Annotated in this window: 8 protein-coding genes and 1 tRNA gene; 7 read left to right on the forward strand and 2 right to left on the reverse strand. The window is 38.3% G+C overall.

What is annotated here, in order from left to right; all coding sequences use genetic code 11:
* The first annotated feature begins 142 nt into the window (after positions 1–142).
* Positions 143–2569, forward strand: a complete 2427-nt coding sequence (locus tag BUA60_RS07865; protein WP_072861206.1) for an aminotransferase class I/II-fold pyridoxal phosphate-dependent enzyme — start codon at positions 143–145, stop codon at positions 2567–2569.
* An 88-nt stretch (positions 2570–2657) separates the two neighbouring features.
* The gene (locus tag BUA60_RS07870; protein ID WP_072861207.1) at positions 2658–3503 is read left to right on the forward strand and encodes an RteC domain-containing protein; all 846 of its coding nucleotides are present in this window, start codon (positions 2658–2660) and stop codon (positions 3501–3503) included.
* A 628-nt stretch (positions 3504–4131) separates the two neighbouring features.
* Here BUA60_RS07870 and BUA60_RS07880 read toward each other — a convergent pair.
* Positions 4132–5352 (reverse strand): site-specific integrase, encoded by a 1221-nt coding sequence (locus BUA60_RS07880; protein ID WP_072861209.1) that lies wholly within the window; start codon positions 5350–5352, stop codon positions 4132–4134.
* A 238-nt stretch (positions 5353–5590) separates the two neighbouring features.
* Positions 5591–5675, reverse strand: a tRNA-Ser gene (locus BUA60_RS07890).
* A gap of 109 nt (positions 5676–5784) precedes the next feature.
* Here BUA60_RS07890 and BUA60_RS07895 point away from each other — a divergent pair.
* From BUA60_RS07895 to BUA60_RS07915, 5 genes are all read left to right on the forward strand, one after another.
* A complete protein-coding gene (locus BUA60_RS07895) occupies positions 5785–6543 on the forward strand; it encodes a sulfite exporter TauE/SafE family protein (RefSeq protein ID WP_072861211.1) in 759 nt (252 codons plus the stop codon).
* Positions 6544–6556: 13 nt separating this feature from the next.
* Positions 6557–7189 (forward strand): NAD(P)H-dependent oxidoreductase, encoded by a 633-nt coding sequence (locus BUA60_RS07900; RefSeq protein WP_072861212.1) that lies wholly within the window; start codon positions 6557–6559, stop codon positions 7187–7189.
* Positions 7190–7238: 49 nt separating this feature from the next.
* Entirely contained in the window at positions 7239–8435 is a 1197-nt protein-coding gene (locus tag BUA60_RS07905; protein WP_072861213.1) for a DegT/DnrJ/EryC1/StrS family aminotransferase, read from the forward strand.
* A gap of 74 nt (positions 8436–8509) precedes the next feature.
* Positions 8510–9298: a 3-keto-disaccharide hydrolase gene (locus BUA60_RS07910; protein WP_072861214.1), complete on the forward strand. Its 789-nt coding sequence runs from the start codon at positions 8510–8512 to the stop codon at positions 9296–9298.
* A 425-nt stretch (positions 9299–9723) separates the two neighbouring features.
* Positions 9724–12801, forward strand: coding sequence for a SusC/RagA family TonB-linked outer membrane protein (locus BUA60_RS07915; protein WP_072861215.1), 3078 nt, complete (start codon positions 9724–9726; stop codon positions 12799–12801).
* The last annotated feature ends 1 nt before the right edge of the window (position 12802 follow it).

Genomic DNA, 12802 nt, shown 5'->3' on the forward strand with positions numbered 1-12802 from the left:
TCTGTAAGGGATTATTAATGTTCTATAAAGGATTTATTCGGTATCAAGACCATTTGAAGAAGCTTTACACTGTTGATTTTGTGTACTTTATATATCTAAAATTAATAATAGGACTATTGCAGCGTACATAAACCAAGTTAAAATGGCAAAGATAAAACCCAATAATTTTCTTGATACCGTGGATAGTGTATTCAATGATGCCAAACGACAAGGCATATTACACCTTTATGCAGAAGGTGACCAGTTTACCGGTAGGCATATCAAGGTAGGACAAAAGGATATGTTCCATTTCGGAACTACCGGATACTTAGGTTTAGAACAAGACTCTAGGTTGAAAAAAGCCGCAGTGGATGCCATTAATAGATATGGAACTCAATTTCCACTTTCTAAAACCTATATCTCACACCCGTTGTACAAGACTTTGGAGGAAAAGGTTACAGAAATGTACTCCAACCCTGTTATTATTACTAAAAACAGCACCTTAGGCCATATCGGTGTCATTCCAAGCGCAGTTGACGATCAAGATGCTATAATTCTAGATCATCAAGTGCATTGGAGCGTTCAAAGCGCCGCCAAACTTCTAAAATCCAGGAGCATTCCAATTGATATGATCAGGCATAATAATCTTGAAATGCTCGAAGATAGGATTAGAAAACTTTCTTCCAAACATAAGAAAATATGGTATATGGCAGACGGAGTCTATTCTATGTTTGGCGATGTTTCACCAGTAATGGAACTCATGGGGCTTTGTAATAAATATCCCCAACTACACCTTTATTTTGATGATGTTCATGGAATGAGCTGGATCGGTAAGAACGGCACCGGATATGTGCTCGATAATTTAAAAGAACTTCCCGAACAGGTCTTACTTTTTGGAACTTTAAGCAAAACTTTTGGGGCAAGCGGTTCGTTACTTACATGTTCCAATCGCAAAATGTACGCGAAAATTAAAAATTTTGGTGGACCCTTGACTTTTTCTGCCCAATTGGAACCGGCGTCAGTCGCTGCCGCGATTGCTTCCGCAGATATACATTTGACTCCCGAAATATATTCATTACAGACCGATCTTATGGAACGTGTAAAGTACTTTAACACGCTTCTTTCAGAATCTGGCCTACCTCTTGTTGAACAGAACAATTCACCCGTATTCTACATTGGTACAGGGATGCCTGTCACCGGTTATAATTTTGTAAACCGAATGATGAAAGAGGGCTATTTTGTCAATTTAGGATTGTTCCCAGCCGTACCGGTGAAGAATACCGGTGTGCGAATAACTATTTCTCGGCACAATCAGAAGGAAGAAATCAAAGGTTTGGTGGAAGCCATGCAATATCATTATCCGCGTGCATTGGAAGCAACTTACACCAATGATGCTAAGGTAAGATCAGCTTTTAAACTTCCCCTAAACGAAACAGAAAAAACAAATAATAAACCAAAAATTCAGCTTAATATTCAATTTGCCAAAAGCATTTCAAAAATACCTAAAAATGACTGGGATACCTTGTTAGGTGGTAATGGCATTTTCGATTGGGAGGGACTACACTTTTTGGAATCGGTTTTTTCAAAGAACAAGAAGAAGGAAGAAAATTGGAAATTTCATTATTACATTGTTCGAGACCTCATGGATAAACCCATATTGGCCACCTTTTTTACCTACTCCCTATGGAAGGATGATATGTTGGCTTCCGAATCGGTCTCAAAGAAGGTGGAGGAAATAAGACAGCAGGACCCCTATTACTTGACTTCCTATGTACTTGGGATGGGTTCCCTGTTCACTGAAGGTAATCACTTCTATTTGGACACCTCCCATCCACTTTGGCATGAAGCATTACACAGCCTGATGGATCAACTGGAAAAATTGGATAGTAAATTGAATTCTAAAATGGTGGTGTTCAGGGATTTTATCAAAGATGAAAAGCTCCATGAGTTTTTCCATAATCTTGGATTTATTCAAGTCTCAATGCCGGATTCCAGTAGAATATCAAACCTGATATGGAAAGACAGTTCAAGCTACATATCAAATCTATCCAAGCGATCACGAAGTCACTTTAGAAAGGATATTGAGCCTTATGAAGCAAGATTTAAAATAGAGATAAAAAATACAATTGAACCCCGTGAATACGATTTTTTTTTTAAGCTGTTGGAAAACGTTAGACAAAACAACCTTGGTTTAAACACTTTCCCATTTCCAAAAAAAATATTCAAATATATGAGCGACCACCAAAATTGGGAATTCATTATTCTTAAGCTAAGGTCCGATTATTCCAAGGATGCCAGGGAACCAGTAGTAGGGGTAATGTTTTGCTATAAAAATATTGCAAGGGCCTATATTCCGTCCTTTATTGGAATGGATTATGAGTATGCAAAAATTCATCAAGTGTATCGTCAACTGTTGTACCAATCCATAAAGAGGGCAGGGGAGTTGGGATATAAAGAGATTCTATTTGGAATGACCGCAGCCTTCGAAAAAAGAAAGCTGGGAGCAGTAACAATATCACAGATTTCCTACATACAGTCCAAGGACAATTACAACCTTGAATTGGTTGGGATACTTGAAAACAGTGGTTAAATAAAATAAAACGCCCCACAAAATTATTTAAACCAGAACTGAATCTTCTGAATTGCTATTCACCAACATACCATAAAAAGTTAGTAGGATGGATAACCGATTCAAACACATTATTGATGGCTATTTTCAAAAACTAGAGGAAATTATACCAAGTAAAAGGATTGATCTCAAAAAAAGCAATGAAGGAATTCATCTAAGCAATAATGCCCTTTATTTGTTGAAAAAAATAGTGGAAAAGAATGACTTTAAGTCCATTGAGGAAGAAATATACTTCTTTAAAAAAGTAAAGTCGGAACCTCTAAGCCATCTGGTTTATTTTAGCGAAGTCCGATCATGTGAGCTATTGATGCCCAAGATTGGTCTTGGAAATCAATTGAACTTCTTGGAGAAGAAAATTAAACGAATCAACAAGTTTTTCAATAGAAATTGGGATTTTGTCCATTACATGGAACAAGAACTCACATACTTGGATATTCAGTACTTTACACGGTCCAATCAAGTATTTCCTCTCTATTCCCTACCTGAATCATGTTATTTGGATCCTAAGTTCTTTACTTCACATGATATGCTCTGGGCAAGGATAAAGGGAATGAACAAATTCGTCATTTACCTTCAGGAGCGAATAAATCAATTAAAATTACATAAGCACAAAGCCTTACAGCTAGGAAAACCTAAAAGAACTTTGGTTTGGAGTGCCTCAAAGGCGGCCTTAACTGAGTTGATATATGCACTTTATTCCAGTTCCGCGGTTAACCATGGCAAGGAGGATATAAAAGGTATTGCAACGGCATTTGAAGATTTGTTCAATATCCGATTGGACAACATATATAAAACATACGCGGAGATAAAAAGTAGAAAGGATAGTAAAACAAGGTTTTTGGAAGAGCTAATTATACGCTTCAATAACAAAATTCATGAGGATGATAGTTTATAAAAAAAAACAAAGCTCAAAATAGCCAACCCCTTTATATCCATTGGATCAATTTTAGACTATATTCAGGATTGCAAAAGCAATCATATTTAATAAAAAAGAGGACGCACCCCTACGTCCTCTTTTAAATTGTAAAAATAGATTTGCTTAATAACCTATTTTGCAAGTCTTAACTTATGTTTACCAAATATAGCTATTAGGTACTCCAAAAAGTTCTTTTTTAATACTAAAATTAACTCAATCGTTAAACAGTAGCCTTTTTATTGCCAATTGCAAATACGTTCAAAACCCAAAATAATTATACAATTATTCTATAATTGTCTGTAATTTTATGTACCGGGTATTTTAAATGTTTGATTTTGAACAATTTATTTCAACTAAGGGTACAATCTTACTTTTTGGAACAAAAGATCCTGACCAAAAATCAGCTGATTGACCGAATATTGCAAGATTACCCTCAAATGAAGATAAGTTCCATTTTAGTCTATATCTCCCAATTGAAAAACTTGGGGATTTTAGAAAATCCATCTCGAAGTATTTACACCCTAAAATATAATGAGTGATTTACTGGAGCAATCCTTTTCAAAATAGAAATTGAAAAAGGCCAATCAAATCAAACAGAATATTAGATCTAGTTATTAAAATTTAATCTCTTCCTCAACATTTTCATATCATCACTTACCTTTCTATCTAATATTTTAGCATAATGTTGGGTGGTTTTCAGCGACTTATGACCTAACATCTTACTAACGGATTCAATAGAAACACCATTGGTCAAGGTTACTGTTGTGGCAAATGTATGCCTGGCCAAATGGTAGGTAAGATTTTTATTAATACCACAGAGATCAGCTATCTCCTTAAGATAGGCATTCATTTTTTGATTGCTCAACACAGGCAATATTCTGTCTCCATTTAGCACGGCGGGATGCACCGCATATTTATCGATAATGGCCTGTGCAGATGGCAAAATGGGTATATTGCTCCTAGTGTCCGTTTTGGATCTTTTTATTTTTATCCATTTTTCACCGTCTATCCCCAAGACAACATTGTCATTGGACAGCTTTTTGACATCAGAATAGGCCAATCCGGTAAAACATGAAAAAAGAAAGATATCCTTAACCTGATCGAGTCGGGCATTACTGATTTCCTTCTCCAACATTTGTTGAATTTCCGATTCTGTTAAAAATTCACGGTCCACAATTTTCAATCTGCCTTTCCAATGAAGGAAAGGATCTTTTTGGATCCAATCATTCGCAAAGGCTATCCGGACAATCTTTTTAAAATTAGTGATATACTTAACGGCCGTATTGTGGGCGCAATCACGTTCTGTTTTTAGATAATACTCGAAGCCATCTATAAAGGCGTGGTCTACCTTCTTGATTGGAATGTCTTTTACTTTATACTCTTTATTAATGTATTCTTCCACATGCTTTTTGGCCGTACAATACCGTTCTATTGTTCCAGGGGCATATTCCTTACCAACTAATTGAGCAATCTTATCATTATGATCCTGGAAAATTTTCAGTAACATTTTCTCATTGTCTGTTTTTCCCAAAAAAATATTCTTTATTAAATCAGCGGAAATTGGATCATTGCTATTTAGAAGACTCTCATAAATTTGGTAAATTCGATAACGTATCTTATCCATATAGGCATTCAATTCGCGAACTTTCTGTGTGGTACCCTTCATTTTTCCTGCGGACGCATTCCATTTGGCCAATGGTACTTTACGCTTAATGCTGAATTCACCCCGCTTACCATTAACTGTAATTCTAGCATAAACAGGAGCTTCGCCCTCATTATCCACATCATTACCTCTTGGATAAAAAAGTACGGAAAATGTTGTTTTCATAGGTGCGTATTTAAAATGATAGTTAAAATTAATAATTTAATTTTAAAATTACATTTATAAACTATTGAAATTTAGTTCATTACAGCTAAATCGGTGCGTAAAATCAAATTAAAAATTACGCACCGAATACCGCACCTTTTTTATGATATTTTATGGTTTTATTTGATATTTTGGAAAATTAAAAAAGCCCGAAAACATAATGTTTACGGGCTTTTGGTGGAATTTGCGCAATTCCCAGCGGAGAAAGAGGGATTCGAACCCCCGGAGGTGTGACCCTCAACAGTTTTCAAGACTGCCGCATTCGACCACTCTGCCATTTCTCCTTAGCGGGTGCAAATATAGAAACCTTTTTTTCTTTTTAAAAGAAAAGGGGATTTTTTATTTAATTATTTTGATAATGATAGATTCTCTCCAAGACCTTATTTTTGCCTTATGGAAGAATGGTACCATTATGTGCTTTTGGCCTTGTTGGGTCTGGTGGTTGGAGCACTCAATACCTTGGCTGCAGGCGGTTCCCTACTTACCTTGCCCATCCTCATTTTTATAGGGCTGCCAGCCAGTGTAGCCAACGGTACCAATAGGATAGCCGTACTTACCCAAGGTATTGCCAATGTTGCAGGTTATAAGAGCAAAGGCAAGGCAATTGCCAGTCCGTTTATTTTGTACCTTTCCATAATAGCCACCGTTGGTACCTTGATTGGTTCCAAATTGGCCATAGACATCAATGAAACTGCCTTTAATAAAATATTGGCTATTGTAATGGTCCTTATAGTTATTGTAATGCTAGTACAACCAAGAATACGCATTGACAATTTTGAGGAATTAATTACGGGAAAACGACAATTTTGGGCCATAGTCTCCTTTTTCTTTATTGGCATTTATGGTGGCTTTATACAAGCCGGAACCGGTATTTTTGTTTTATTGGTATTGTCGACGATCAATCACCTTACATTAATGAAATCCAACGTAATTAAGGCTGTGGTGATGGTGGTATACACCACTGCAGCTTTAATACTTTTTGGGTTGAACGGCAAGCTGGATTGGGAAATAGGCTTAACTTTGGCCTCTGGACAGACGCTCGGGGGCTGGTTAACCAGCAGATGGTCCGTGGACAAAGGGGACAGGATTGTGAAAATACTTCTCATCATTGTGGTTATTTTCATGTCCATTAAACTATGGTTTTTTAATTAAAAGAAAATAAATTTTGGATATTATCAAGAAATTGGAATGGCGCTATGCTGTAAAGAAGTTCAATGCCGATAAGATGTTGACAGAGGATAAACTGGATAAATTAAAGCAAGCCTTTAACTTAACGGCCACTTCCTACGGGTTACAACCCATCAAATTATTGGTGGTTCAAAATAAGGAGCTACAAAAAGAGTTGGTAAAGTTTTCCTATGGTCAAAAGCAGGTGGCTCAAGCATCGCACGTTTTTGTTATTTGCATTGAAAAGCAAATTGACCAGAAATTTATCCATGACTATTTTGCCAGGGTACAGCAAATTAGAAATACTTCAGATGAAATACTTGATCCCTTTAAGGGTGCACTGGTCGAAAGCTTCTCTAAAAAAGAAAGGGAAGAGGTCAGGGTATGGGCCACCAATCAAGCCTATCTGGCATTAGGGACGCTGCTTACCGTGTGTGCCCTGGAAGAGATTGATGCCTGCCCCATGGAAGGCTTTCAACCAACGTCCTATGACGAGTTGTTGGGGCTGGATAAACTAAGACTTACATCGGTATTGGTACTTCCCGTTGGCTATAGGGCCACAGACGATATGTTCGCTACCTTAAAAAAAGTACGGAGGGATTTGGATGAAAGCATCATTCATATACCCTGATTCCATCAAAAAAAAATCGATTTAATAACCTAATAATTAAGAATAAGATATGCCAGGATTTGAACTTTTTGGAGATAAGGAACGTAAACAGGTGAATGACGTTTTGGATTCAGGAGTATTGATGAGGTATGGATTTGATGGCATGAGGAATGGCCATTGGAAAGCCAAGGAATTGGAACAGGCCTTGCAAAAGCGCATGCTAGTAAACCATGCACAATTGGTGAGCAGCGGTACTGCTGCCTTAACAGTGGCATTGGCCTGTGCCAAAGTAGGCGCAGGAGATGAGGTTATATTGCCGACATTTACATTTGTGGCAAGCTTTGAAGCAGTACTCTCCGTTGGAGCTATTCCCATCCTAGTGGATGTGGACGACACCCTTACATTAGATGCCGTAGCAGTTGAAAAAGCCATTACCAGTAAAACCAAAGTAGTGATGCCTGTACATATGTGCGGATCCATGGCGGACTTGGCAGCATTAAAAAGTATATGTGACAAACATAACCTAATTCTACTAGAAGATGCCTGTCAGGCTATAGGCGGCAGCTATGAAGGCAAACCCTTGGGAAGTTATGGGGATTTGGGATGTTTTTCGTTCGATTATGTTAAAACCATAACCTGTGGGGAAGGTGGAGCCATCATTACCAACAGCACAGAATATTATAAAAGTGCCAACCAATATTCCGATCATGGACATGACCATATTGGTAAGGATAGGGGAGCGGAGGACCATCCCATCCTAGGGTATAACTATAGGATTTCCGAATTACATGCAGCCGTAGGCCTTGCTCAAATTGAACGTTTGGACGATTTTATTGCAACCCAGAAAAAAAATTATTCCATCATACGTTCAACTTTGGAAAAAATTCCTGGAGTTAGCTTCAGAAAAGTTCCTGAAAACGGTGTTGAAAACTATTCCTTTCTCAGTTTCTTTCTTCCAACGGACGAAACGGCTAGAAAGACGATCAAGGCTTTTTCTGAAAATGGTGTGGATGCCTGCTTTTATTGGTTCGACAATAACTGGCATTATTACCGAAAATGGAATCATTTAAAGGATTTGAATGGCGTAAGTAGTTTTTCCAAGGAAATTAAAAACGGGCTTCCAAATTATGAGGCTTCGGATTTCTCCAAGTCCGATCATTGGGTAAGTAGAAATATATCCTGTTTAATCAAGTTGGGCTGGTCGGAAGATGAAGTTGCTGCCCGCGCCAACACTATGGCCAAAATCATTAGCGATCAGCTATCCTAATAAAATGAAGCATTATACCTATATTTAATTTTTTATTACAAACTATTAAACCAATATCAAAATACCTAAAAATTATGAATACCAAGACTCCATTCCTATGCCTCATTGTGGCAGCACTATCCATGCAAATGACAGCTCAGAACAAAAAAGGGGGAACCCCTCCAGAAGTATCACCGATGCCTATGAAACCACAAATGACCGAGATTTGGGAGCCGGAAGTTGAAGTTGTGGTGCCAGGAAAAAAATTAGGGGATGCCCCGTCTGATGCCATTATTTTGTTTGATGGTACGAATTTGGACCAATGGACAAGTCAAAAAGACAATACAAAGCCGGCACCATGGAAAATTGTGGACAATGACCATATGGAGGTAGTGCCCGGATCTGGTGGTATCAGTACCAAAATGAAATTCGGGGATTGTCAAATACATTTGGAGTTTAGTGCTCCGGATGTGGTTGAAGGAGAAAGTCAGGGTAGGGGCAATAGTGGATTGTTTTTGCAAAATAGGTACGAACTTCAAATTTTGGACTCCTACAACAACAGAACTTACCGTAACGGACAGGCAGCAAGTATCTATAAGGACGAGGCTCCATTGGTGAATGCTATGAAAAGTCCATTGGAATGGAATACCTACGACATTATTTATACGGCGCCCCGATTTAAGGAAGACGGCAGATTGGATGCCAAAGCTAGAATAACCGTATTGCATAATGGTGTTTTGGTCCAGAACAATACGGTGATTAATGGAATAACCTACTATATTGGACTGCACAACTATCCTTCGGCCCATGGAGAGGATGTAATATCCCTCCAGGATCATGGAAATAAAACGCAGTTCAGAAATATTTGGCTAAGAAAATTGTAGCCCCTGATAGATGGTCCATGGCAATTGAAGTATCTGTTTAACCTTTTTTGACTGGATTATATAATTTATCGTAACAAAGTAGTGATACAATATACCTCTAAGCAATTTAGCTTAGAGGTATTTTTTTGTATTAAAATGAAATTAAAGTACTCGCAATTCATTGGGGAGCTAATTGCAAAAGCTACCTTCTTATACCAATTTGAATTCCAATTAATGTAAAAAAGAGGCTTGTTGGCTACCTATGTTTCAGCCGTAACCCGCCAATTTTTAATCTAAAAGCAATCTATTTCCCAAGATATGTAGGTGTCTAACACCCCGTTATACGGGGGTTTGACAATTCTATCCATGTTTTTGGGAAATATGTCCATCCCTTCACGTTTTCTTAACATTAGCTTAGCACTATATAATTAACAAACTAATATAATATGAACAAACTGAAATCTTTATTGCTTGTCTTATTGATGGGCGTATCAACGGTTTCCTGGGCACAAACCACTGTGACGGGGACCGTACTGGATGAACAAAATGTTCCGCTCCCTGGAGCCAATGTAGTGGTAAAAAACACCACTAATGGGGTAGTAACGGATTTTGATGGAAATTTTTCCATATCCGTAAGTAACACCAATGCGGTGTTGGTAATATCCTATATAGGATATGTAGGCAAGGAAGTTAAATTGGACGGTTCTTCCTCCTACACCATTACGCTTGAGGAAGACGCTACAGGTCTTGAAGAAGTAGTAGTTATTGGGTATGGAACAGTGAAAAAGAGTGATCTAACCGGAGCGGTTGCCTCATTGGACACCGAAACCTTGACCGAACAAAAGAAAACAGATCTCGGACAAGCCATCCAGGGTAGAGTAGCAGGGGTAGACGTAAGGACTACCAATAACAAGCCCGGTGCACCACTTTCTATTGATATCCGTGGTAATACGGTTATAAAAAACAATGATGCCACCCGAGATGGATTAAGTGATAACCTGGATGACGACCTTTCCAAACCTTTGTATGTGGTAGACGGAGTGTTTTTTGAGAATATCAATATTCTAAACCCTTCCGATATACAACAAATGGATGTTCTAAAGGATGCTTCTGCCACAGCAATTTATGGTGCTCGAGGGGCTAACGGGGTAATCATCATAACCACAAAAAACGGAATTGAGGGCAAAACGGTATTTACATATGAAGCTACCGTAGGTCTAAATACCGCAACCAATGTGCCTGATATGTACAATGGGGACGAGTATGTTAATTTTGTGGACAATGTTTTGAGAAGTACCGCCTGGAGACAGTTATTTAATCCAAGTCAAGGTATTTATCCAACGGTCGAGGATTACAATAATTTAACTGTTGACATGTCCAGGGAAATCAGGACTTCCAATGAGGAGGCCGACAACGTTGCCAATCGCCGTTATACTGATTGGGCCGATGATTACAGACATGCAGGTATTCAGACAAGCCACTCTCTTGGAATGTCAGGTGGTAGCAACGGATTAACCTATAATGGGTCTATCGGATACCTAAGTAATGAAGGGGTAGTAGGCATTGAAGGTTATGACAGATATAATTTAAGTGCATCCCTAACTAAAAAAGTATCCAATTCTTTTACGGTAGGATTAAAGGCTTATCTGGCCTTATCGGAGCGTGAAACGGGTAGTAATGAATTGTTTAGAAGTACACTTCGACTTGCCCCTACAGTTAACTCTCGCGATCCTGAAGGAAATATAATTCTATTTCCAGATGATCAGGACGGACGTTTTCTTAACCCATATTACGAATCACAAGGCTCTTGGTTGAGCAATACAAAGACTTTGGATGTTATCGCCAATATATTTTTAAACTATAAACCAGCAGATTGGATCAGTTTTAAAACACAATTTGCACCTAATATTCAAACTGAAAGATATGGCTCACATTTTGGATTGTTGACAAAATCAGCAAGAAACGAACCAAGTAGGACAAGAGCTTACTACAATGCCTATTTTAATACGGCCTATACCTGGGATAATATAGTAGACTTTGATTTTGACCTAGCTCAAGGGCATAATTTAAAGACCACTCTAATTTCTTCGGTATATTACAATCAAAGGGAGTTCAGTGCCATAGAAACTAGGGATTTTGATACGGATGCCTATTCGTTTTATAATACAGGAGCCGGCTTAGACCCTAGAGCATATAACACCAATTATTACAAAGAGACCTTAGCATCTTTTGCCGGTAGATTAAACTATAGCATTCTAGATAAATATCTCTTTACTTTTACAGGAAGGTATGATGGTTCTTCTAAACTTGCGCTAAACAATGAGTGGGCATTTTTCCCCTCTGCTGCATTTGCATGGAAAGCTAGTGATGAAGCCTTTTTGCAGGATGCTGGTTGGTTAAACAATCTGAAATTCAGGGTTAGTTACGGTGAATCCGGAAATGACAGTCCTGTTAGTGCCTATAGTTCCTTGGCCTTTTTAGGAGAATCCGATTATTTATTCGGAGATTCACACACCAATGGTGTAGATGTTAACGGATTGCCCAACAACACCCTTACATGGGAACGTTCTAAAGAGGTGAATATTGGTATGGATCTAAGTATTCTGAAAAACAGAATTGGCTTGGGTGTAGAGGTATACAACAAAAAAACGGTCGATGCCATTCTGAATAAGACATTGTCTAACATTACAGGCTATTCCACTGCAGTTGGCAACTATGGGTCCGTTCAGAATAGAGGTGTAGAGATCACCTTGAATACGGTGAACGTACAAACCGATAAATTTAGATGGAAGACCAGTTTAAACTTTGCGAAAAACGAAAACCAAATTTTGAAGCTCGATGGAGACCTGGAAAAAGAACCTTATGGCAATCATGGTGTTCTACAGGTGGGGCAGCCGGTGGATGCTATCTACTCCTATGAGATAGAAGGTATTTGGCAATTGGATGAAGCTGCTGAAGCTTTTGCATATGATGGCAGTTTTCCCGGTCAGAATAAATATAGGGACTTGGACAACAGCGGCGACCGGGATGAAAATGACAAAAAGGTTATTGGGTCCATTTCGCCTGATTGGATTGGTGGTATGACCAATACTTTTACCTATGGCAATTTAGATCTCTCTATTCAGGCATATACCAGGCAAGGTTCTTTTGGTCACTCTGAATTTTACAACAATTTTGTTCCATGGCAGAACGATGATGCCAAATTCAATAAGGTTAATCTGGACTACTGGACTCCGAACAATCCGGACTCAAAGAATCCAGCACTTGAATACGGAGCTACAGGTGATAATTATTACACGAACTATGACTTCGTGAAAATTGGTAATATCGGATTGGGATATCAGTTTCCACAAGAAATATTGGATAAATTAAAAATGTCAAGTCTGCGTTTATCCTTGGACGTACAAAATCCGTTCACCTTTACAGATTATGCTGGTCCAGACCCTGAAACAGGGCTACAGAACTCCTATAATGCCGGATATATGGTTAAGACCGTATTATTTGGACTAAAGTTGGCTTACTAAT

It is taken from the genome of Arenibacter palladensis (assembly GCF_900129275.1).
Classification (GTDB): Bacteria; Bacteroidota; Bacteroidia; order Flavobacteriales; family Flavobacteriaceae; genus Arenibacter; species Arenibacter palladensis.

Bases quoted from the DNA above. Each gene is read 5' to 3' on its own strand.
- BUA60_RS07910 (WP_072861214.1), top strand. From the start codon at position 8,510: ATGAATACCAAGACTCCATTCCTATGCCTCATTGTGGCAGCACTATCC.
- BUA60_RS07870 (WP_072861207.1), top strand. From the start codon at position 2,658: ATGGATAACCGATTCAAACACATTATTGATGGCTATTTTCAAAAACTA.
- BUA60_RS07915 (WP_072861215.1), top strand. From the start codon at position 9,724: ATGAACAAACTGAAATCTTTATTGCTTGTCTTATTGATGGGCGTATCA.
- BUA60_RS07880 (WP_072861209.1), bottom strand. From the start codon at position 5,352: ATGAAAACAACATTTTCCGTACTTTTTTATCCAAGAGGTAATGATGTG.
- BUA60_RS07865 (WP_072861206.1), top strand. From the start codon at position 143: ATGGCAAAGATAAAACCCAATAATTTTCTTGATACCGTGGATAGTGTA.
- BUA60_RS07905 (WP_072861213.1), top strand. From the start codon at position 7,239: ATGCCAGGATTTGAACTTTTTGGAGATAAGGAACGTAAACAGGTGAAT.
- BUA60_RS07895 (WP_072861211.1), top strand. From the start codon at position 5,785: ATGGAAGAATGGTACCATTATGTGCTTTTGGCCTTGTTGGGTCTGGTG.